Source organism: Dactylococcopsis salina PCC 8305 (assembly GCF_000317615.1).
Lineage (GTDB): Bacteria > Cyanobacteriota > Cyanobacteriia > Cyanobacteriales > Rubidibacteraceae > Halothece > Halothece salina.
Genome location: NC_019780.1, coordinates 2,842,390 through 2,861,733, shown reverse-complemented (window position 1 = coordinate 2,861,733; position 19,344 = coordinate 2,842,390). Strand labels below are relative to the sequence as shown.

At 41.6% G+C, this 19,344-nt stretch carries 30 protein-coding genes; 13 read left to right on the top strand and 17 right to left on the bottom strand.

From position 1 onward, the window contains the following. Nucleotides 1–261 precede the first annotated feature (261 nt). The gene (gene accD, locus DACSA_RS13810) at nucleotides 262–1,164 is read left to right on the top strand and encodes an acetyl-CoA carboxylase, carboxyltransferase subunit beta (protein WP_015230356.1); all 903 of its coding nucleotides are present in this window, start codon (nucleotides 262–264) and stop codon (nucleotides 1,162–1,164) included. Here the strand turns inward: accD and DACSA_RS20850 are convergent. The 14 genes from DACSA_RS20850 to DACSA_RS20830 form a co-directional block, all read right to left on the bottom strand. Next, nucleotides 1,158–1,337, bottom strand: a complete 180-nt coding sequence (locus tag DACSA_RS20850) for a hypothetical protein (protein WP_156800802.1) — start codon at nucleotides 1,335–1,337, stop codon at nucleotides 1,158–1,160. The two genes, accD and DACSA_RS20850, sit on opposite strands and share 7 nt — an antisense overlap. After that, the gene (locus DACSA_RS21685; RefSeq protein WP_015229205.1) at nucleotides 1,300–1,437 is read right to left on the bottom strand and encodes a hypothetical protein; all 138 of its coding nucleotides are present in this window, start codon (nucleotides 1,435–1,437) and stop codon (nucleotides 1,300–1,302) included. Before DACSA_RS21685 ends, DACSA_RS20850 begins: the two co-directional genes overlap by 38 nt. Before the next feature lie 27 nt (nucleotides 1,438–1,464). Then, nucleotides 1,465–1,665 carry a hypothetical protein gene (locus DACSA_RS20845; protein WP_156800801.1) on the bottom strand — a complete coding sequence of 67 codons (201 nt, stop codon included), beginning with the start codon at nucleotides 1,663–1,665 and terminating at the stop codon, nucleotides 1,465–1,467. Next, a complete protein-coding gene (locus DACSA_RS21680; RefSeq protein WP_015229205.1) occupies nucleotides 1,628–1,765 on the bottom strand; it encodes a hypothetical protein in 138 nt (45 codons plus the stop codon). Before DACSA_RS21680 ends, DACSA_RS20845 begins: the two co-directional genes overlap by 38 nt. After that, on the bottom strand, nucleotides 1,728–1,865 hold the full coding sequence (locus DACSA_RS21675; protein WP_015229205.1) for a hypothetical protein: 138 nt from the start codon (nucleotides 1,863–1,865) through the stop codon (nucleotides 1,728–1,730). The genes DACSA_RS21680 and DACSA_RS21675 overlap by 38 nt, the downstream gene beginning before the upstream one ends. 219 nt (nucleotides 1,866–2,084) lie before the next feature. After that, complete coding sequence (locus tag DACSA_RS23105) at nucleotides 2,085–2,378, bottom strand: hypothetical protein (RefSeq protein ID WP_456297632.1); 294 nt, start codon at nucleotides 2,376–2,378, stop codon at nucleotides 2,085–2,087. After that, nucleotides 2,341–2,499, bottom strand: coding sequence for a hypothetical protein (locus tag DACSA_RS21670; RefSeq protein ID WP_015230353.1), 159 nt, complete (start codon nucleotides 2,497–2,499; stop codon nucleotides 2,341–2,343). Before DACSA_RS21670 ends, DACSA_RS23105 begins: the two co-directional genes overlap by 38 nt. Then, the gene (locus tag DACSA_RS22615; protein ID WP_015230354.1) at nucleotides 2,462–2,590 is read right to left on the bottom strand and encodes a hypothetical protein; all 129 of its coding nucleotides are present in this window, start codon (nucleotides 2,588–2,590) and stop codon (nucleotides 2,462–2,464) included. Before DACSA_RS22615 ends, DACSA_RS21670 begins: the two co-directional genes overlap by 38 nt. Further along, a complete protein-coding gene (locus DACSA_RS21665; RefSeq protein WP_015230353.1) occupies nucleotides 2,590–2,748 on the bottom strand; it encodes a hypothetical protein in 159 nt (52 codons plus the stop codon). The genes DACSA_RS22615 and DACSA_RS21665 overlap by 1 nt, the downstream gene beginning before the upstream one ends. Before the next feature lie 103 nt (nucleotides 2,749–2,851). Further along, a complete protein-coding gene (locus tag DACSA_RS20835) occupies nucleotides 2,852–3,160 on the bottom strand; it encodes a hypothetical protein (protein ID WP_156800799.1) in 309 nt (102 codons plus the stop codon). Nucleotides 3,161–3,186: 26 nt separating this feature from the next. Continuing rightward, entirely contained in the window at nucleotides 3,187–3,510 is a 324-nt protein-coding gene (locus DACSA_RS13800) for a DUF3067 family protein (protein WP_015230351.1), read from the bottom strand. Nucleotides 3,511–3,909: 399 nt separating this feature from the next. Further along, nucleotides 3,910–4,578, bottom strand: a complete 669-nt coding sequence (locus DACSA_RS13795; RefSeq protein WP_015230350.1) for an HAS-barrel domain-containing protein — start codon at nucleotides 4,576–4,578, stop codon at nucleotides 3,910–3,912. 27 nt (nucleotides 4,579–4,605) lie between these two features. Then, nucleotides 4,606–4,794, bottom strand: coding sequence for an NAD(P)H dehydrogenase subunit NdhS (locus DACSA_RS13790; RefSeq protein WP_015230349.1), 189 nt, complete (start codon nucleotides 4,792–4,794; stop codon nucleotides 4,606–4,608). Between the two features lie 79 nt (nucleotides 4,795–4,873). Further along, the gene (locus DACSA_RS20830) at nucleotides 4,874–5,011 is read right to left on the bottom strand and encodes a hypothetical protein (protein ID WP_015230348.1); all 138 of its coding nucleotides are present in this window, start codon (nucleotides 5,009–5,011) and stop codon (nucleotides 4,874–4,876) included. Nucleotides 5,012–5,279: 268 nt separating this feature from the next. Here DACSA_RS20830 and DACSA_RS13785 point away from each other — a divergent pair, with 268 nt between their 5' ends. Further along, nucleotides 5,280–5,564, top strand: coding sequence for a hypothetical protein (locus DACSA_RS13785; RefSeq protein WP_198007569.1), 285 nt, complete (start codon nucleotides 5,280–5,282; stop codon nucleotides 5,562–5,564). 1,386 nt (nucleotides 5,565–6,950) lie between these two features. Here the strand turns inward: DACSA_RS13785 and DACSA_RS13780 are convergent. Further along, nucleotides 6,951–7,412 (bottom strand): hypothetical protein, encoded by a 462-nt coding sequence (locus DACSA_RS13780; RefSeq protein ID WP_015230346.1) that lies wholly within the window; start codon nucleotides 7,410–7,412, stop codon nucleotides 6,951–6,953. Nucleotides 7,413–7,501: 89 nt separating this feature from the next. Beyond that, entirely contained in the window at nucleotides 7,502–7,771 is a 270-nt protein-coding gene (locus DACSA_RS13775) for a DUF1830 domain-containing protein (RefSeq protein WP_015230345.1), read from the bottom strand. Between the two features lie 238 nt (nucleotides 7,772–8,009). On the opposite strand from DACSA_RS13775, the gene gatB reads away from it, so the two are divergent. Further along, nucleotides 8,010–9,497, top strand: a complete 1,488-nt coding sequence (gene gatB / locus DACSA_RS13770; RefSeq protein WP_015230344.1) for an Asp-tRNA(Asn)/Glu-tRNA(Gln) amidotransferase subunit GatB — start codon at nucleotides 8,010–8,012, stop codon at nucleotides 9,495–9,497. On the opposite strand, the gene DACSA_RS20825 is transcribed toward gatB, so the two are convergent. Beyond that, nucleotides 9,494–10,012, bottom strand: a complete 519-nt coding sequence (locus tag DACSA_RS20825) for a hypothetical protein (RefSeq protein ID WP_015230343.1) — start codon at nucleotides 10,010–10,012, stop codon at nucleotides 9,494–9,496. The two genes, gatB and DACSA_RS20825, sit on opposite strands and share 4 nt — an antisense overlap. A gap of 9 nt (nucleotides 10,013–10,021) precedes the next feature. Here DACSA_RS20825 and argJ point away from each other — a divergent pair, with 9 nt between their 5' ends. From argJ to DACSA_RS13720, 10 genes are all read left to right on the top strand, one after another. Next, nucleotides 10,022–11,263: a bifunctional ornithine acetyltransferase/N-acetylglutamate synthase gene (argJ, locus tag DACSA_RS13765; RefSeq protein ID WP_015230342.1), complete on the top strand. Its 1,242-nt coding sequence runs from the start codon at nucleotides 10,022–10,024 to the stop codon at nucleotides 11,261–11,263. 13 nt (nucleotides 11,264–11,276) lie between these two features. Continuing rightward, nucleotides 11,277–12,137 (top strand): RnfABCDGE type electron transport complex subunit D, encoded by an 861-nt coding sequence (locus DACSA_RS13760; RefSeq protein ID WP_015230341.1) that lies wholly within the window; start codon nucleotides 11,277–11,279, stop codon nucleotides 12,135–12,137. Next, nucleotides 12,115–13,443, top strand: a complete 1,329-nt coding sequence (locus DACSA_RS13755; protein WP_015230340.1) for a DUF2330 domain-containing protein — start codon at nucleotides 12,115–12,117, stop codon at nucleotides 13,441–13,443. Before DACSA_RS13760 ends, DACSA_RS13755 begins: the two co-directional genes overlap by 23 nt. A gap of 53 nt (nucleotides 13,444–13,496) precedes the next feature. Continuing rightward, nucleotides 13,497–13,787, top strand: coding sequence for a nucleotidyltransferase family protein (locus tag DACSA_RS13750; RefSeq protein ID WP_015230339.1), 291 nt, complete (start codon nucleotides 13,497–13,499; stop codon nucleotides 13,785–13,787). Nucleotide 13,788: 1 nt separating this feature from the next. After that, entirely contained in the window at nucleotides 13,789–14,133 is a 345-nt protein-coding gene (locus DACSA_RS13745) for a HepT-like ribonuclease domain-containing protein (RefSeq protein ID WP_015230338.1), read from the top strand. 138 nt (nucleotides 14,134–14,271) lie between these two features. Further along, entirely contained in the window at nucleotides 14,272–14,889 is a 618-nt protein-coding gene (locus DACSA_RS13740; protein ID WP_015230337.1) for a DUF3318 domain-containing protein, read from the top strand. Nucleotides 14,890–14,936: 47 nt separating this feature from the next. Further along, entirely contained in the window at nucleotides 14,937–16,094 is a 1,158-nt protein-coding gene (gene cofH, locus DACSA_RS13735) for a 7,8-didemethyl-8-hydroxy-5-deazariboflavin synthase subunit CofH (RefSeq protein ID WP_015230336.1), read from the top strand. Between the two features lie 25 nt (nucleotides 16,095–16,119). Continuing rightward, entirely contained in the window at nucleotides 16,120–16,443 is a 324-nt protein-coding gene (locus DACSA_RS13730) for a hypothetical protein (protein WP_015230335.1), read from the top strand. Between the two features lie 23 nt (nucleotides 16,444–16,466). Continuing rightward, nucleotides 16,467–17,627 (top strand): tetratricopeptide repeat protein, encoded by a 1,161-nt coding sequence (locus DACSA_RS13725; RefSeq protein WP_015230334.1) that lies wholly within the window; start codon nucleotides 16,467–16,469, stop codon nucleotides 17,625–17,627. 99 nt (nucleotides 17,628–17,726) lie between these two features. Then, nucleotides 17,727–19,328 (top strand): B12-binding domain-containing radical SAM protein, encoded by a 1,602-nt coding sequence (locus DACSA_RS13720; protein WP_015230333.1) that lies wholly within the window; start codon nucleotides 17,727–17,729, stop codon nucleotides 19,326–19,328. Nucleotides 19,329–19,344: the final 16 nt, after the last annotated feature.

Below are 19,344 nucleotides of genomic sequence, written 5' to 3'. Positions count from 1 at the left end.
CCCCAATTCTGGGGGACTTAATAAAAACGTAGGTTGGGTGAAGTTGACGAAACCCAACACCATCAAGAAATTGCCCCCTAAATCCCCCAATTCTGGGGGACTTAATAAGAACGTAGGTTGGGTGAAGTTGACGAAACCCAACACCATCATTTGTCGGTTAACAGAACCCAACGTTAATTTAATTTTGATCTCTAAATTCTAATTCATTTTATAATGAACTTTGCAGTAAAAAATAGTAACAAAGTAAAAAACATTTAATTTATGTCCTTATTTGACTGGTTTGCCAATCGTCAGAAATCAGAACCAGATTTAAAACCAAACCAAGAGCGAGAAATTGCTGATGGATTGTGGAGTAAATGCGAATCCTGTGGCGTACTCGCCTATACCAAAGACTTACAAGCGAATCATTTTGTTTGTAGTGAATGCAATCATCATCTCCGCGTTGATAGCAATGAGCGCATTCGCCAACTGATTGATCCTGAAACTTGGCAGCCCTTAAATGAACAGTTACGCCCCACTGATCCTCTTAACTTCCATGATCGTAAAGCCTACAGCGATCGATTGCAAGAAGCGCAAGAAAAAACCGATCTCACAGAAGGGGTGCAAACTGGCACAGGTTTAATTGATGGACTCCCCTTAGCATTAGGCGTAATGGATTTCCGTTTCATGGGGGGAAGCATGGGATCAGTCGTGGGAGAAAAAATCTGTCGCCTCGTGGAACACGCCACCGAACAAGCCTTTCCCCTCGCGATTATTTGTGCTTCTGGAGGCGCAAGAATGCAGGAAGGAATGCTCAGTTTGATGCAAATGGCGAAGATTTCTGGGGCGCTACAACGTCATCGGGAAGCTGGTTTGCTTTATATTCCTGTTTTAACTCATCCCACCACAGGTGGCGTTACCGCCAGTTTTGCTATGCTGGGAGATGTCACTCTCGCTGAACCCAAAGCAACGATCGGGTTTGCGGGAAAACGAGTGATTGAGCAAACCTTACGGGAAAAACTTCCTGAAGGCTTCCAAACCTCAGAATATCTCTTACAACATGGCTTTGTGGATGCGATTATCAACCGTTTTCAACTGAAAAAAACGATCGCGCAGTTAATCTGTTTACATCAGCCTTATTTTCCCACTTCATCTCAACCCATTACAGTGACCAGTGATCAGTGACCAGTCATTAAGAAACGAGTAGAGAGAAAAGAGAAAAATAGGCATTTAAACTCACTTCTAAATTCTCTCTTCTCACTTCTTGATTCCCAGTGACCAGTGACCAGTGACCAGTGATCAGTGACCAGTGACCAGTCATTAAGAAACGAGTAGAGAGAAAAGAGAAAAATAGGCATTTAAACTCACTTCTAAATTCTCTCTTCTCACTTCTTGATTCCCAGTGACCAGTGACCAGTCATTAAGAAACGAGTAGAGAGAAAAGAGAAAAATAGGCATTTAAACTCACTTCTAAATTCTCTCTTCTCACTTCTTGATTCCCAGTGACCAGTGACCAGTCATTAAGAAACGAGTAGAGAGAAAAGAGAAAAATAGGCATTTAAACTCACTTCTAAATTCTCTCTTCTCACTTCTTGATTCCCAGTGACCAGTGACCAGTGACCAGTGATCAGTGACCAGTGACCAGTCATTAAGAAACGAGTAGAGAGAAAAGAGAAAAATAGGCATTTAAACTCACTTCTAAATTCTCTCTTCTCACTTCTTGATTCCCAGTGACCAGTGACCAGTCATTAAGAAACGAGTAGAGAGAAAAGAGAAAAATAGGCATTTAAACTCACTTCTAAATTCTCTCTTCTCACTTCTTGATTCCCAGTGACCAGTGACCAGTCATTAAGAAACGAGTAGAGAGAAAAGAGAAAAATAGGCATTTAAACTCACTTCTAAATTCTCTCTTCTCACTTCTTGATTCCCAGTGACCAGTGACCAGTGACCAGTGATCAGTGACCAGTGACCAGTCATTAAGAAACGAGTAGAGAGAAAAAGAGAAAAATAGGCATTTAAACTCACTTCTAAATTCTCTCTTCTCACTTCTTGATTCCCAGTGACCAGTGACCAGTGACCAGTGATCAGTGACCAGTGACCAGTCATTAAGAAACGAGTAGAGAGAAAAGAGAAAAATAGGCATTTAAACTCACTTCTAAATTCTCTCTTCTCACTTCTTGATTCCCAGTGACCAGTGACCAGTGACCAGTGATCAGTGACCAGTGACCAGTCATTAAGAAACGAGTAGAGAGAAAAGAGAAAAATAGGCATTTAAACTCACTTCTAAATTCTCTCTTCTCACTTCTTGATTCCCAGTGACCAGTGACCAGTGACCAGTGATCAGTGACCAGTGACCAGTCATTAAGAAACGAGTAGAGAGAAAAGAGAAAAATAGGCATTTAAACTCACTTCTAAATTCTCTCTTCTCACTTCTTGATTCCCAGTGACCAGTGACCAGTGACCAGTGATCAGTGACCAGTCATTAAGAAACGAGTAGAGAGAAAAGAGAAAAATAGGCATTTAAACTCACTTCTAAATTCTCTCTTCTCACTTCTTGATTCCCAGTGACCAGTGACCAGTGACCAGTGATCAGTGACCAGTGACCAGTCATTAAGAAACGAGTAGAGAGAAAAGAGAAAAATAGGCATTTAAACTCACTTCTAAATTCTCTCTTCTCACTTCTTGATTCCCAGTGACCAGTGACCAGTGACCAGTGATCAGTGACCAGTCATTAAGAAACGAGTAGAGAGAAAAGAGAAAAATAGGCATTTAAACTCACTTCTAAATTCTCTCTTCTCACTTCTTGATTCCCAGTGACCAGTGATCAGTGACCAGTAAATTAATAAGTGATCGACCATTTACTATTACTATATTAGGGCTTACTGAATAAACCTAAAACCCTTACCAAATCAGCTTTTAAGGCTCTTAATTCTTGGAAAAGGTGGAAGCGAGAAATGGGAGACAAGGGAGACAAGGGAGCGATTTTTCTCCCCCATCTTCCCCATCTTGCTTCTTGCCTCTTGCCTTTTGCCTTTTGCCTTTTGCCTTTTGCCTCTTGCCTTTTGCCTTTTGCCTTTTGCCTTTTGCCTTTTGCCTTTTGCCTCTTGCAACCGCGCGTAGCGCTATAACTGATTGGTGTTGGGTTTCGCGTGGAGACGTGCCATAGAACGTCTCTACACAACCGAATTTTTCTCTGATCTTAGGGGATTAAAGGGCTGATCCTTCTACAATCCATTCCGAAGCTCTTTCGCCAAGATCAAGGGGAATATTCACCGCTTTTCCCAAACGAGGACGTTCTTTGGTTTTAGTAATAAAATCTTCCACTTGGTTAACGCTTCCCCAGGCTTCTAAATAACTGGAAACCGCGTTAAGATGTTCTAGATATTCCTTTTCACTCAAAGGAAACGAAGCCTGTTCCAGATAGCGCCACATCACCTGCAAATAGACTTTATCGCGCAAGCGACGTAACTGCACATCGAAGGAATAGCCCCATTTATCTACAATCAGTTTTTGCAACTCTTGTCCCGTCATAAACCATTTATCATCTTTTCTTCGTGCTGGAGAATCCCTCTATACCCGAAGGGTTAGAGGGAGAGGAAAGCACGTCCTCTATTTAATGTGTTTACAAGAAGGTTAAAGGGAGAGAGGTGTAGTCTCCCTTTAGTTCCCAGTAATGGGATACTTCGCTACACCGAGTGAAGTATGCTTCGCCAATGTTTCTAAAGTTTGTCACGCTAACAACACTTCCTTAACCCAGTTACAGATGTTTAATTGTTAACCAAAGAGCCTCAAACTAGCACGCATTTAAGGGTTTGATAGCTTTAGAAACGTAGCCTTCTAGAGGCTTAGGCTGGTCAACTTGTGAGCTTTTGCAAGCCCCCGTTATAGCCTCCCAAGAGGCTTAACGGTGGGTTATTGACTTTTTCCATTTTAAAAATGAACCTGACTTAGAATATAGCGTAACCGATCGTAATCATCTTTGAGTAAAGAACCTAACTTCCGTCCTGCTTCAATTAACCATTCTCGATCGGCTTGACGGAGTTGGTAAATATTCCGTAACACCGCCGCTAACAAAGAATCCACAGGAACGGTTTTCACATCCAACAACGTCCGCAAAAAATCCAGTTCCTCCGTAAACCGCATTACTTCCGTTGTTTCACAATAATAGACCCCTTGATGAACTTGCGGTGGACGCGGTGGGAGATATTGATAACATCGTCCTCCCCTGAATCCATTTCCATTCCTTTCTGATTCGGGACTGAAAAAGCCTAGCATATTCACCCGAAACTCAGTTTTCAACATTGCAAAAATTTGCGGCTGTTCCTCTCGTAAATCACTTAAGGAGAGACCCAACGCACGAGCGCGGTGTATGGAATCAATGGGAGTCGTTGTTGCATAAGTCACCACCGCTAATACCTCATTTCCCGATTCCTCATCAAAAGACTTCACCCAACTCCCAAACGGTGGCATCACTGGAAAAGACAGGTCTTCTGGTTCTAAACATTGGGCGAGAAAATCGGTCGTTGTCGTTTCAATCACCTCAGCAAAATGATTCGGGTGAAGATTCTCGGTGGAAAATTGTGGGAGAGGAATACGCATTTACGCTTTTCAAACCATTATTAATTGTTACTTGCGACCTTTACGGGGAGTCACTTCTTCTAATTCTGAGAACTTAAATGTTACCAGTCTATCCCAGTTTCCTCCTTCAAATAAAACCGCTACGTTATCGTCGGTAATGCGTTGTACTAAGCCCTCAAAACGGTAATAAGTATCATCAATGTTAGTAACTTTTACTTTAGTGCCAGGAAAAATCATAGTTATTATCCTTGAGTTTTTTTCTTGAATTTAATTAATATATTAGCAATTTGTGATTAATTATTGACCTTTTCTCTAATCACAGAAGAGGTCGGAAAATCGCCGATAAGCGTCGATCGCGCAATTGACTGATTGCTTCTTCTCCTATAAATGACTGTAATTGTCCTAAAAAAGTATCAGGATCACAGTTTAATTCCCCTTCGCACCAAGCCTCCATTGAATTATAAGGATGTTCTTTGGGAATACTATACCAAACTGCAGGCGGAGTAGTTGATTAAAATCATGCTATTACTTAATCATTTTATATCTAAGAAGATTGAAAGCGAAATTAATCTCTGTCTTCAGTGAGACTCCACAGGTTCTAACCTTTTCTTAACCTATAGCAATCAGGAATGAAATGTGAGAAATAGGTTAACCTAGTTCCCCCAAGATTGGGGGCTAGGGGGCTGAAGTCTCTAACGACTCATTTGAGATTGCTATAGGTAATGAAGCGAAACAAATTTAAGGAGGTCGTCGCAGTGATGCGTAAGTTAGCACTCGGCACCCTCACTACATTATTATTAACTTTCGGAATTGCTCCAGTTGCACAAGGGGAGACTTTTTCGGAAACAAAAGAACAAGCTCTTGCTCAAAATCAACAAAATGTTCGCAGCACCGAAGCGTTTGATTTAGTAGCGGCTGCTTATCGCGGACAATTCAAGTCTCAGTCCCTAGTTATTATCAACTCCAACAAGCCTATGAAGTGGGAGAAGTTGATGCGGAAACGTTAGTCAGTCGCGCGATCGCGCGCGGGAGAACTTTCGCCAGCCGCCGCTAAAGATGAAAGCTATCTCAATGCAGTCAGATTACATCTATCTGGATTAAGTGACAGTTTTTCCAATGATTAAATCAAGTCGGTTGATTGGCTTGTTCTCCTCTCCATAACGTTTCCCCTTCGATCAAATCCACAGAACCGATCGATTAAGTTGACGATCGCGCGATCGATTCACCCCCAACTGTTGTATGATGTAGGGGGTGAGACTTAGGGTCACGCCAATAAGATTTTTCCCACAGCATTAAACCGTTTTTTCGTCAACCCTTCGCTGCAAACTGTAACATTGACTGGTAAAAATTGGTTTAAACTCTTTCCCAAAAACTTGACAAGATTTGAAAACTAGCCACGAAATCATCAGTCTTTGAGGTAGATAAATTAATAAAAGCACAGACCATCCCGTGGGATTATTATTTTGACAATCATAGCTGAAAAGGCGTAATCTCGTCAATATTTTTCCCGATCCAAAAATGGTTAAGAAGTGTAAAGGACAGGGTTTGATATAAAAATATAATTTATGGAGAGATTCTGATTAGTTGTACTAATAACACTTGACCGAATTACAGATTATTGGTGGAAAGGTTGGGTTTCGTGTCCTTCACCCAACCTACATTTTTGTCCTTTGTCTTTCGTCCTTCGTCCTTTGTTCTTTGTTTTCCAATGACCAATGACTAATGACCAATGACTAATGACTAATGACCAATGACTAATGACTAATGACTAATTTATGTTGGGTTTCGTGTCCTCCACCCAACCTACTTTCTACTTTCGCAGTTCGATCGAATCCACAGAACCGATCGATTAAGTTGACGATCGCGCGATCAATTCACCCCCAATTGTTGTATGATGTAGGGGGTGAAACTCACGGTCACGCCAAGAAGATTTCCCCACAGCATTAAACCGTTTTTTCGTCAACCCTTCGCTGCAAACTTTAACATTGACTGGTAAAAATTGGTTTAAACTCTTTCCCAAAAACTTGACAAGATTTGAAAACTAGCCACGAAATCATCAGTCTTTGAGGTGGCTAAATTGATAAAAGCACAGATCATCCCGTGGGATTATCATTTTGACAATCATAGCTGTAAAGGCGTAATCTCGTCAATATTTTTCCCGATCCAAAAATGGTTAAGAAGTGTAAAGGACAGAGTTTGATATAAAAATCTAATTTATGGAGAAGGTTGAATTAGTTTTCCTAATACAATAATTTGACAAAATTACAGATTACTAATGGATGATGTTGGGTTTCGTGTCCTCCACCCAACCTACATCTACATCTCCACCCAACTTACGTTTGCAGTGCGATCGAGTACCAAAAAACGGAAACTCCCATCAGGCAAAAAATTAATCATGATCTTCTTAAGTTTTGCTTTTTGTTCGTTTTCTCTAATAGCTCGATCGCTTGTTTGATTTGTTGCTGATGCTCTCTCAATCGTTTGAAATAAGCAACCCCTTGTTCAAGCTGTTCTTGGCGAGGAGAATCAGCAGAACCATAAACTAGCGAACCAGATAAAGCAATTAACCCCCGATGTTGGTCGTTTTCGGCTTGCTGATACGCCATGATCCGTTTATTGACCTCTTGTTCCACATAGCTCTCAATTTCTTCATCAGTATGATCTGACCAAGATAAGTCAGTTCCTGGATACTGGCGAATTACTTCCCAAATATGCACGGGAATGGGAACCATAACCCGATTGTAACTCGCCTCAAAGGAAACTCCCTCTAATGATAAATAGATGAAGTTTTCATCACAAACTTCCTTATACAAGTGAAAATTAGAACCATGAGCTACTGTAGCTTTGGTGGACATTTAAAATCTCCTTTTTTCTGAAGTTAACTCTCCTATTAATAATAAATACTTACTCAAGTCGAGCATTTTCTAGGTTCAATTTAAGGGAATTAATTATTTAAAGCATCTTGACTAATCGAAAGATCGCGACAGGGAATCGTGTCTTCATGGATCGTTCCTTGTTCTGGAGAGTGAATCTCTAAAACCGCTTCTTCCGGTGCTTCAAATAAGAATCTTTGCGCTGGAAAAACGACTCTTTCTAGATACCAATTGGGAATATTACTGATGCGAGCAATCACGACTTGATCACGGTGATTAAAAAAGTGACACAGTAACATTTTATTTTCTGTTTCTAAAGGCTGAGTTGCCATGGTCGTCATAACGTAAACTCCTGAATTAAAAATTAAGTTTTTATAAATTAGGCTTCGGGATCAAATCGATCGCCACCCTATTTAACTTAACAGAAAAAAATAAAACTTAAAAATAAGGATATAAAATGTATTAAACCTGATCCATTGTTAATTTCACCTCTATCAAACAGAGGAGAAATCCCTCTGGGAAGAAGATCAAGCGAGAAAGCGATAGAATATAGAACACAAGAATTTGAGGGAGGTTTCCATGACAACTGCGGCACCGACAAAAACCAAATACGAAGCGGTCATTGGGCTAGAAACCCACTGTCAACTCAATACCGCAACGAAAATTTTTAGCCCCGTTTCTACGGCGTTTGGCGCTCAACCGAACACGAATGTTTCTCCGATTTGTTTGGGTTATCCTGGCGTGTTGCCAGTATTAAACCAAAAAGTGCTAGAATCGGCGGTGAAAACGGGATTGGCTTTGAACTGTCAAATCGCGCCTTACAGTAAGTTCGATCGAAAGCATTATTTCTATGCAGACCTCCCGAAAAATTATCAAATTTCTCAGTATGATCTCCCCATCGCTGAACAGGGTTGGCTAGAAATCGAAATCGTGGAAAAGCCAGGCAGTGAACCGATACGGAAAAAAATTGGTATCACTCGTTTACACATGGAAGAAGATGCTGGAAAATTAGTTCATGTGGGAAGCGATCGACTTTCTGGCTCAACCCATTCCCTAGTCGATTTTAACCGCGCTGGTGTTCCCCTATTAGAAATTGTTTCTGAACCTGATATTCGTACTGGCAAAGAAGCCGCCGAATATGCCCAAGAGTTACGACGGATTATTCGTTATCTTGGAGTCGGTGATGGCAATATGCAGGAAGGGTCTCTCCGTTGTGATGTCAATGTTTCCGTTCGTCCTGTGGGAAGCAGTGAGTTTGGGACGAAAATTGAGATCAAGAATATGAACTCTTTTAGCGCCATTGAAAAAGCTATTGACTACGAAATTCAACGGCAAGTGAAGGCTTTAGAAAACGGAGAAGCACTCTACCAAGAAACTCGTCTTTGGGAAGAAGGAAGTCAACGCACGATCAGTATGCGAAGTAAGGAAGGATCGAGTGACTATCGGTATTTTCCCGAACCAGATTTACCACCGATTCAAGTTTCTCAATCCCAACTAGAGGAATGGCAGTCAGAATTACCAGAACTTCCTGCGGCGAAACGGCATCGCTACCAAGAAGCATTCGGGTTGTCTGCCTATGATACCAATGTTTTAACCGATGATCGATCGGTCGCAGAGTATTTTGAAACAGCAGTCGCCACCGATGCTGATCCCAAACAAGTAGCAAACTGGGTAACTCAAGATATTGCAGCCCATCTCAACGAGAACAAAATCAAAATTACTGATTTGCCTCTCACTCCCGACGCACTAGCGGAATTAGTGAACTTGATTGACCAAGGTACAATTAGCGGAAAAATTGCGAAGGAGATTCTGCCAGAATTATTAAGCAACGGCGGTTCACCGAAAGCAATGGTCGAGGAGAAGGGGTTAACCCAAATTTCCGACAGTGGCGAATTAGAGGGAATTATTGATCAGGTGTTAGCGGATCATCCCGAAGAAGTGGAAAAATATCGCGGTGGGAAGAAGAAACTCCAAGGCTTTTTTGTCGGTCAAGTAATGAAGCGGACAAGTGGACGTGCTGATCCAAAATTAACGAACCAATTGTTAGGGAAAAAGTTGAACGGTTAACTAACAGCCGTAGGTTGGGTGAAGCCAACGGCGTAACCCAACAACTGTAGATGAGATGAAGCCAACGGCGTAACCCAACAACTGTAGGTTGGGTGAAGCCAACGGCGTAACCCAACAACTGTAGATGAGATGAAGCCAACGGCGTAACCCAACAACTGTAGATGAGATGAAGCCAACGGCGTAACCCAAAAATTGTAGGTTGGGTGAAGCCAACGGCGTAACCCAACAACTGTAAATAAGGTGAAGCCAACGGCGTAACCCAACAACTGTAAATAAGGTGAAGCCAACGGCGTAACCCAACAACTGTAAATAAGGTGAAGCCAACGGCGTAACCCAACAACTGTAAATAAGGTGAAGCCAACGGCGTAACCCAAAAATTGTAGGTTGGGTGAAGCCAACGGCGTAACCCAACAACTGTAGATGAGATGAAGCCAACGGCGTAACCCAAAAATTGTAGGTTGGGTGAAGCCAACGGCGTAACCCAACAACTGTAAATAAGGTGAAGCCAAGGACATAACCCAACAGTGACAAATTATAAAATTATTTCAGGGGGAATCACAGCCCCTCAAGGATTTCAAGCCGCAGGAATTACAGCAGGATTAAAACCCTCTCACCAGCCAGATTTGGCGCTGATTTTTTCCGAAACGCGCGCGATCGCAGCGGGAGTCTTCACTCAATCACAAGTTCGCGCCGCTTGTGTCGATTACTGTCGCCAACAATTAGACAAACAACCCTCAGCCCGTGCAATTCTCTGTAACTCTGGACAAGCCAACGCCGCCACAGGGAAACAGGGTTGGGAAGATGCGATCGAAACGGCGCAATTGTTAGCGCAACACCTCAAAATTGAGCCACAAGAAGTGTTGCTGGCTTCCACAGGGGTAATTGGTCATCGCATGGCAATGACCGCTTTTCGTGCGGGGATTCCCCCTCTCGTGGAACACTTAAAAGAAACTGGCGGTGAAGCAGCCGCCCAAGCGATTCTCACCACAGATTTAGTCACAAAAACGATCGCGCTGGAAACAACGATCGGCGATCGTCCCGTGCGAATTGGGGGAATGGCAAAAGGATCAGGGATGATTCATCCCAACATGGCAACAATGTTAGGATTTATTACCTGTGATGCGGCAGTGGCAACCGCTTTGTGGCAAGATATGGTCAAACGAGCGGTCGATCGCAGCTTTAACCAGATTACTGTTGATGGTGATACCAGTACCAATGACGCATTGATTGCTCTCGCTAATGGTCAGTCACGCACCCCCGCGATTACCGAAAGCGGTATGGAAGCGGATCAACTGGAAGCAATGCTTACCGCAGCTTGTCAACATCTGGCGCGATCGATCGCGAGAGACGGCGAAGGCGCAACCTGTTTAATCGAAGTGCAAGTGATCGGTGCTGCCAATGAAGCTGCCGCGCAACAAGTGGCAAAAACGATCGCGGGTTCATCCTTAGTCAAATCAGCGATTTTTGGGCGCGATCCCAACTGGGGAAGAATTGCCGCCGCCACTGGACGATCGGGTGTCGCCTTTGAAGCGGAAAATTTAGCAATTAAATTGGGGGATTTCTTATTATTAAAAGACGGTCAACCCGTCAAATTCGATCGATCTGCCGCCAGTGAGTATTTAAAAGCAAAAGCCAAAGGAGAATACTTGAAAGAAGATACCGTTTTGATCACCGTTGATCTCGGTGCTGGAGAAGCAAAAGGGAAAGCCTGGGGTTGCGATCTCAGTTATGATTACGTCCGCATTAACGCTGAATATACCACCTAAAATTATCGGAAAAATGAAAGTAATCTCCAACGTCAAAATTGAATTACGCGATATACAAGCGATCGCCTTAAGCTGGTTTTTGGCTTTAGGTTTACTCAGTCAAAATTTCGACATGGCGATCGATGTTCCGATTATTCTTATTAGTATAATCTCCTGCTTAACTACACAAATTTTAGCAGACTTATTGATTAAAAAGCAAGAAAAATTAGACTTAATTTCCCGTAGCGCTATCATTACCAGTCTCGGATTATGTTTGCTTTTACGCACTCATTCCGCATTAATAATGGCATTAGCGGCGGCTTGTGGGATTCTCAGTAAATTTTTAATTCGATATCGCGGGAAACATTTATTTAATCCTGCCAACTTTGGGATTATTATTGTTTTATGTTGTACCAATCAAGCATGGGTATCCCCTGGACAATGGGGAGAATCTTTTTCCTTAGCCTTATTATTTGTCGGTGTCGGAGGCTTAATTTTAAGTTGGTTAGGACGTTGGGAAACCACCGTTGTTTTCCTGCTTGTGTATAGTTTAGGAATTGCTTTCCGAAATGTTTGGTTAGGGTTTGAATTTGAGATTTTATGGCATGAATTAAATAGTGGTAGTTTGTTATTATTTGCCTTTTTTATGCTGAGTGATCCTCGTTCAATTCCTGATGGGAAAGTGGGAAGGATAATTTGGTCAGCAACGATCGCGCTTTTTACTTTAATTCTAAAATATCAATTTTTCTTAGCAACTGCTCCTTTCTTTGCTCTATTTTTCTGCTCGATTTTAACCCCATTATTTGATTACTTCTGGCAAGGAAAACGCTTTAATTGGAGAGAAACGACTTATTATTTGGGAGGAAAAAACCATGCAGAAACTCAAATTTCTTAACTGTAAATTAATTGTTGGCATCATCAGCGCGATCGTCGTTTTTTTAATTAACCCAACATCTGCATTCGCATTTTGTGGATTTTATGTCGCACAAGCTGACGGCGATTTGTATAACCAAGCCTCACAAGTGATTATTGCTAGAGATGGGGAAAGAACCGTTTTAACCATGGCGAATGACTATCAGGGAGAAATCGAAAATTTTGCCCTAGTTGTTCCCGTTCCTGTTGTGTTAAAAGAAGAACAAGTACAAGTTCAAACCCCAAAAATAATTAAACGGATTGATAGTTTTAGCGCCCCTCGTTTAGTAGAATATTTTGATGATAATCCTTGTCGTCCAGAACGCCCGATCGCGCTAGAATTACCACAAGCCGCTACACCAGAAAGCAGTAGAAGTGCGGGAACAGGGGCTGATTCTTTAGGAGTAACAGTAGAAGAAGAATTTGATGTAGGAGAATATTCGATCGTCATTCTCAGCGCAACAGAATCTCAAGGTTTAGAAACTTGGTTAAAGAGAAATAACTACAATATTCCTGATGGTGCGAGTCAATTATTACAGCCTTACATTCGTCAAAATCTGAAATTTTTCGTCGCCAAAGTCAACCTAGAAGAATATAATCCTGAAGAGTTTTCCTCATTACGTCCATTACAAATGGCTTATGAATCTCCTCGGTTTATGTTACCCATTCGTTTAGGAACATTAAACGCACAGGGAGATCAAGACTTACTGGTTTATCTTCTTTCTCCCCAAGGTCAAGCCGAAGTGACGAATTATAAAACCGTGAAAATTCCTTCTAATGTGGACATTCCCGTTTACATTAAAGAGAAAGAGAAATTTCCCGACTTTTATCAGTCCATGTTTGCGAAAAGTTGGGAAGAAAATAACGGTAAAACCGTCTTTTTAGAATATGCTTGGGACATGGGAAAATGTGATCCTTGTTCCGCACAACCCCTGAATCAAGAAGAATTAAAACAAGCGGGTGTCTTTTGGGAAAATAATTCAGTTTTTATTACTCGTCTTCATCTGCGTTATAACCGCAATCTTTACCCGCAAGATTTACGCTTTCAAGAAACACCCAACCGACAATTTTTCCAAGGACGTTATGTGATTCGTCATCCTTATGAGGGAGAAACTAATTGTAGTGAAGCTAGAGAGTATTATAAACGAGTGCGCGATCGGCAACAACGGAACGCAGAAAGACTTTCTCAGTTAACGGGTTGGGAATTAGAAGACATTAAAAATACGATTGATTTTGTGGAAATTGAAGGGAAGGAAACGACTCCTTGGTGGCAAAGAATTTTTGATTAAAAAACTGAATCTAGTGTAAAGTATAGATAGAACTATTCAATAATAAGCGACTCGTGAAACAAGAGAAAGTTTTATCAAAATTGGAACAACAGCAAGAAGAACTGAAACAACTGGGTGTTAAATCGTTATACTTATTTGGCTCGGTTGCTCGTGATGAAGCAACTCAAGAGAGTGATGCTGATTTTCTGGTGGAAGTTGAAAGACCAGCAGGTTTATTTAAATTTTCACGAATTGAACGTTATTTGGAAAAGCAATTAGGGTGTTCTGTTGATTTAGGCACTCTGGAATCATTACGGGAACATTGTCGCCAACCAGTCTTTAAAGATTTAATTCGTATTTTTTAAAATGTCTAGAAATTGGCAGCAACGGATTCAAGACATTCAAAGCGCGATCGCGAAAATTCAAAACTATACCGAGCAATTAACATTTGATGAATTTCAAAATCAGCCTGCCATTGTCGATGCTGTTCTCTACAACTTTACTATTATTGGAGAAGCAGCGAGAACAATTCCTGAAGACATCCAAATTCGTTATCCAGAAGTGCCTTGGCAAGATATGAAAGCACTTCGGAATTGGATGGTACATGAGTATTTTAGGGTTAGTTACGAAATTATCTGGGATACGATTCAGTACGATTTAGACCAACTAATTCCGCAGTTAAAGCGAGTTTTAGAAACTGAATCCAATTAAGGCTTTATATCGGGAGATTATTTGAACCGAAATCGAAAAATTGCCCAATCAACAGAGACTCACCATCAAAATCAAGGTTATTATGCCACAAAGGATGTGATATAACAGTTACGAATCCCTATAAGCGCAACCAAAGCCATGTACCCAGATCAAGATGAAGTTCGTCGCTTAATCGACTTGATGCCTGCTTCGGGGCGAATGTACACTAAAATTATCCCGAAACCTCAACAATCTCGTCTCATTGAGACTCCTTTTCCTCAACCTTGGCAACAAGGCGCAAAACCAATTTATATTAACTTTGACCTTTGGCAGGAACTCTCACGGGAAGAGCGTGATTTAGCGTTGCTTCGATCGGTGTGTTGGTTAACAGGAATTAAATGGTTTAAACCTGATCTTTATCAAGGCGTTGTAGTCGCTGGTATAATTAGTGCGGGAGTGGAAGTAGCGCAAGGAGATGTGATTGGTCTTCTTGTCAGTGGCGGTTTAGCGGTTTTAGCTGGAAGCCAAATTTGGCGCAAAACTCGCAGTGTGCAAACGGAATTAGATGCGGATGAGGTGGCGTTGAGAGTCGCCCAAAGGCGCGGTTATGATCCCACGACAGCCGCCCAAGCATTGTTAAGCAGCATTGAAAAAATAGCAGAAATTGAAGGACGAAATGCGCTTAGTTTCTCTGAGTTAATCCGACTCCAAAATTTACGGAAACTCGCGGGTGAATCGCCAGTGAGTGTTCCCGAAGATGTCAAAAAACAGTTCTAATGGTTAAAATTGAAGCTAACCGATCGAGTTATTAATAACGAATTAGTGTGATTTCTAAAGAACTGGATACAATTCTCAAACGAGCGCGAAATCAAGAACAAATTTCCCTCCGAGAGGGAGAGTTATTGTTGCGTCAAACCGATGAATCTGCAAGAAAAGCGATTAAAGAAACAGCGAATTTGCTGCGCCAAAAACAGGTGGGAGAAACGGTAACTTATGTGGTGAATCGCAATATTAATTTTACGAATATTTGTGAGCAGCATTGTAGTTTTTGTGCGTTTCGTCGTGATACAGATACGGAAGGATCATATTGGTTGAGTTTTGAGGAAATTTTAGGAAAGTCTAAAAATGCAGTGGAACGCGGCGCAACAGAAATTTGTATGCAAGGAGGATTAAACCCGTTAGCGAGAATTAATGGCTCGACTTTAGCTTATTATCAGCAATTGGTGAAGACAATTAAAGAAGCATTTCCCCAACTTCATTTTCATGGATTTTCCCCACAAGAAATTCAATTTATTTCTAGGGAAGATGGGATTAATTATGAAACTGTGATTGCAGAATTAAAAGCAGTTGGATTGGGATCAATGCCTGGAACCGCTGCGGAAATTTTAGACGATCGCGCTCGCAAAATCATTTGTCCAGAAAAACTAGACAGTCAAACTTGGTTAGAAATTATCAGCACCGCTCATCGTTTGGGAGTCCCTACGACTAGCACCATGTTGTCGGGACATATTGAAACCCATCAACAACAAATCTACCATTTAGAACAGCTTCGATCGCTCCAAGAAACCGCAATTCGATCGAATTATTCCGCTTGCATTACCGAATTTATTTTACTACCATTTGTGGGACAAGAAGCACCGCAACCATTGCGAAAAAGAGTCGGAAGAGATCAACCGATTCCAGAAGATGCGCTATTGTTAACCGCAGTAGCTAGAATTTACTTAGGAAAATGGATTCCGAATCATCAACCGAGTTGGGTTAAACTAGGTCTGAAAGTGGCACAAGAGGCGTTAAATTGTGGATGTAATGACTTGGGGGGAACACTCATGGAAGAACATATTACCACCATGGCAGGAGCGCAAGGGGGAACTTGTTTAGAGGTTGCTGATCTCCAAGGCGCAATTAATCAAATTAATCGTCCTTATCAAGAGCGTAACACCCTTTATCAACCCATCCCGAAACCAGTTTTGTCTGATGTATAAACCAAAATTAAATTGATTAAATTTCATGTCTAACAATAACAATCATAATCATAACTCTCCCCCTCATCAAAATGGCTCTCGTCCTTCCATGCAACCCCCTTTTACTGAAGAAAATGACTCAGGGTTTCCCTCTGGTTCTCCACAAGGAGAGTCAGAAGATTTCACGGAAAAAAGCTCTCAACCATTGTCTCCACAAGGACAAGAAAACTTGCGAATGCTGCGTCGTTTTTATATTAGTTTAATTGTGACGGGTGTCGTTTTGGGAGGGTTTTTAACTTGGGGTTTAGTTGCGGTGATGAATGAATGGGAATTGATTAATCCCCCACCCGAACAACACTTAAATAATTAATCTCTATTTCTTCCTAATTTGTGATGAAAAATGTGCCATTATTTAAGGGAATAATAATCAGTTTAGGAGTGAGTCTCTCCCTAGTTTCCTTAACTCCAGTGATTGCTCAAACTCCCTTTAAAAATCCTTTACAAGTCGAAAAGTTTGATGATCCGTTACTTCCTGATCCGCCTGTAATTCGTCCCCTTAGTCCGTTAGAAAAGTTTAGGTTAGAGGAAGCGTTAAACAAACTCAATGAGCAAGCAAAACAGGTTTATCAACAAGGAAAGGTAGAGGAAGCGTTTACGATTTGGTATCGAGAGTTAAGATTACGTCAGAAGCTCGATCGAGTCAAGGAAATCAAAGCATTAGGAAGCGTGGGAGAAATTGCTTGGTCAGAAAATCGCTCTCAAGATTTCCGCAATATTCGAGAGCGTTTACGAGAAATTGAAACGGAAGCTCAAGCAAATAATCAGCAAAATTGGTTAGAAGTAATTGCCAAAAGTTATGAAAGAATGCGAGAATTAGACGGCGCGATCGCGCTGTATCAAGTATTATTAGAAACCAGTGCTAATCCCAATAAAATTCTCGAAAAAATTGCACAGCTTCATCAATCTCAGTTTCATTACCAAAAAGCAGCGAATACTTACGAGAAACTATTACAGAAAACGGAAAATGATGATCTCGCTCAAATTCAATACTTAAAAAAACTCAGTCAGCTTTATGAAGAAGCAGAGAATTACAACAAAGGAAGCGAAGTTAAACAGCGTTTAATCGCACTTTATCAACAGCAAAATAACTCGCAACCCTTACCGAATTTAATGGTTTCACTTGGGAAAAACTATGAGCAAATGGAAGCGTTCGATCGAGCCAGTGAAATCTATCAAGAAGCCTTTCAGTTAGCTTGGTCACAACAAAAATACTCGATCGCATCAGAAGCACTTTTAAGCTTAGGACAACTCTATCAAAATGACGGTAATCTGGAAACCACTCTCGATATTTATGAACAATTATTAATCGTCCAAGAGCGATCCTATGACCATTACGGTTTAATGATGACTTATGACAAAATGGGAGCAATTTATCGCCAACGGGGTGAACAACAGCAAGCGCTGATTGCTTATGAAAAAGCGCTAAAACTCGCTCGCTCTTTAGGTTATCAAGAAAACTACTTCCAAAACCAAGTCAATCAAATTAAATCTTAATTAAAAATTAAACTTAAAATCTGCAGAAAACTTGGCTTCGACCCAAAATCTGTGTTATGTAGAGGGGAAATACTTTACAACAAATCTAAAACCTCCTTCATGCGTGTTTTACTCGTTTATCCCCGTTTTCCCAAAAGTTTCTGGTCATTTGAAGAGGCGATCGCATTAGTGGGACGTAAAGCCTTTTTACCACCATTAGGATTAATCACCGTCGCCGCCATCCTTCCCCAAGAGTGGGAATTTAAATTAGTCGATTGTAACGTGCGCGAAGTCACTACCGATGAGTGGGAATGGGCGGATTTAGTCATTCTTTCGGCGATGATTGTGCAAAAAGAAGACTTTAACACCCAAATCCAAACCGCTAAACGATACGGAAAACCCGTCGCGGTGGGAGGTCCCTATGCCACCGCTTTACCCCACGAAGCCGAAGCCACTGGTGCTGATTATCTCGTTCTAGATGAGGGAGAAATTACACTTCCGATGTTTGTTGAAGCACTAGAAAGAGGAGAAACCAGTGGTAAATTCCGCGCTGATGAGAAACCCGATGTAACGCAAACGCCGATTCCTCGCTATGATTTATTAGAGCTTGAAGCCTATGACAATATGTCAGCGCAGTTTTCTCGCGGTTGTCCCTTCCAGTGTGAATTTTGCGATATTATCGTCCTCTATGGACGTAAACCACGGACGAAAACCCCCGCGCAATTGATCGCAGAATTAGATCGACTGTATGAGTTGGGATGGAGAAGAAGCATCTTTGTTGTTGATGATAATTTCATTGGTAACAAACGCAATGTGAAGCTATTGTTGCGAGAATTAAAAGTCTGGATGGCGGAGAAAAATTATCCGTTTACACTCAACACGGAAGCCTCTGTGGATTTGGCGCAAGACCCAGAATTGATGGATTTGATGGTAGAAGCGAATTTTAATTCTGTCTTCTTGGGAATTGAAACCCCAGATGAAGACAGTTTAGTTTTAACCAAGAAACATCAAAATACTCGTGATCCCCTTTCGGAAGCGGTGAAAACAATTATGCGTCACGGGTTGCGGGTGACAGCGGGCTTTATCATTGGCTTTGATGGAGAAAAACCGCAAGCGGGCGATCGCATCATTGAATTTGTGGAAAATACCTCCATTACCCTCGCGATGTTCAGTATGTTACAGGCGCTTCCTGATACTGCATTATGGCATCGGTTACAAAAAGAAGGACGACTGTTAGATCAAGGGGCGAATATTAATCAAACCACTCTGATGAATTTTACCCCCACTCGTCCCATTGAAGAAATTGCTACAGAGTATGTTCGCGCTTTTTGGGAATTATATGATCCGCAAAATTACCTCGATCGCGCTTATAATCAGTATTTAATGATTGGTGAACCGAAACACGATCGCCCCTCCCGTCAAATCGATCGCACCACCCTCCGCGCCATGTTACTAATTTTCTGGCGACAGGGAATCGTCCGTAAAACGCGCTGGACATTTTGGCGCTATCTGTTCCATATGTACCGCGCTAAACCGAAATTATGGGGAAGTTACCTCTCCATGTGTGCTTTAGGAGAACATTTCTTAGCCTATCGGGAATTAGTGCGAGATAAAATTGAAGCGCAACTCGAAGCCTATTTACAAGCCAAAGCAAATCAGGAAACCTCAGAACACACCTCGGAAAAACGAGAAGTTGCGACTTCTGCTGCTGATCCTCAATAATACGATTGGGTGGGAT

Coding starts and splice junctions, on each gene's coding strand:
- accD (WP_015230356.1), top strand. CDS start 262: ATGTCCTTATTTGACTGGTTTGCCAATCGTCAGAAATCAGAACCAGAT.
- DACSA_RS20850 (WP_156800802.1), bottom strand. CDS start 1,337: ATGCCTATTTTTCTCTTTTCTCTCTACTCGTTTCTTAATGACTGGTCA.
- DACSA_RS21685 (WP_015229205.1), bottom strand. CDS start 1,437: ATGCCTATTTTTCTCTTTTCTCTCTACTCGTTTCTTAATGACTGGTCA.
- DACSA_RS20845 (WP_156800801.1), bottom strand. CDS start 1,665: ATGCCTATTTTTCTCTTTTCTCTCTACTCGTTTCTTAATGACTGGTCA.
- DACSA_RS21680 (WP_015229205.1), bottom strand. CDS start 1,765: ATGCCTATTTTTCTCTTTTCTCTCTACTCGTTTCTTAATGACTGGTCA.
- DACSA_RS21675 (WP_015229205.1), bottom strand. CDS start 1,865: ATGCCTATTTTTCTCTTTTCTCTCTACTCGTTTCTTAATGACTGGTCA.
- DACSA_RS23105 (WP_456297632.1), bottom strand. CDS start 2,378: ATGCCTATTTTTCTCTTTTCTCTCTACTCGTTTCTTAATGACTGGTCA.
- DACSA_RS21670 (WP_015230353.1), bottom strand. CDS start 2,499: ATGCCTATTTTTCTCTTTTCTCTCTACTCGTTTCTTAATGACTGGTCA.
- DACSA_RS22615 (WP_015230354.1), bottom strand. CDS start 2,590: ATGACTGGTCACTGGTCACTGATCACTGGTCACTGGTCACTGGTCACT.
- DACSA_RS21665 (WP_015230353.1), bottom strand. CDS start 2,748: ATGCCTATTTTTCTCTTTTCTCTCTACTCGTTTCTTAATGACTGGTCA.
- DACSA_RS13800 (WP_015230351.1), bottom strand. CDS start 3,510: ATGACGGGACAAGAGTTGCAAAAACTGATTGTAGATAAATGGGGCTAT.
- DACSA_RS13795 (WP_015230350.1), bottom strand. CDS start 4,578: ATGCGTATTCCTCTCCCACAATTTTCCACCGAGAATCTTCACCCGAAT.
- DACSA_RS13790 (WP_015230349.1), bottom strand. CDS start 4,794: ATGATTTTTCCTGGCACTAAAGTAAAAGTTACTAACATTGATGATACT.
- DACSA_RS20830 (WP_015230348.1), bottom strand. CDS start 5,011: ATGGAGGCTTGGTGCGAAGGGGAATTAAACTGTGATCCTGATACTTTT.
- DACSA_RS13785 (WP_198007569.1), top strand. CDS start 5,280: ATGAAGCGAAACAAATTTAAGGAGGTCGTCGCAGTGATGCGTAAGTTA.
- DACSA_RS13780 (WP_015230346.1), bottom strand. CDS start 7,412: ATGTCCACCAAAGCTACAGTAGCTCATGGTTCTAATTTTCACTTGTAT.
- DACSA_RS13775 (WP_015230345.1), bottom strand. CDS start 7,771: ATGACGACCATGGCAACTCAGCCTTTAGAAACAGAAAATAAAATGTTA.
- gatB (WP_015230344.1), top strand. CDS start 8,010: ATGACAACTGCGGCACCGACAAAAACCAAATACGAAGCGGTCATTGGG.
- DACSA_RS20825 (WP_015230343.1), bottom strand. CDS start 10,012: ATGTCCTTGGCTTCACCTTATTTACAGTTGTTGGGTTACGCCGTTGGC.
- DACSA_RS13760 (WP_015230341.1), top strand. CDS start 11,277: ATGAAAGTAATCTCCAACGTCAAAATTGAATTACGCGATATACAAGCG.
- DACSA_RS13755 (WP_015230340.1), top strand. CDS start 12,115: ATGCAGAAACTCAAATTTCTTAACTGTAAATTAATTGTTGGCATCATC.
- DACSA_RS13745 (WP_015230338.1), top strand. CDS start 13,789: ATGTCTAGAAATTGGCAGCAACGGATTCAAGACATTCAAAGCGCGATC.
- DACSA_RS13740 (WP_015230337.1), top strand. CDS start 14,272: ATGTACCCAGATCAAGATGAAGTTCGTCGCTTAATCGACTTGATGCCT.
- DACSA_RS13730 (WP_015230335.1), top strand. CDS start 16,120: ATGTCTAACAATAACAATCATAATCATAACTCTCCCCCTCATCAAAAT.
- DACSA_RS13725 (WP_015230334.1), top strand. CDS start 16,467: ATGAAAAATGTGCCATTATTTAAGGGAATAATAATCAGTTTAGGAGTG.
- DACSA_RS13720 (WP_015230333.1), top strand. CDS start 17,727: ATGCGTGTTTTACTCGTTTATCCCCGTTTTCCCAAAAGTTTCTGGTCA.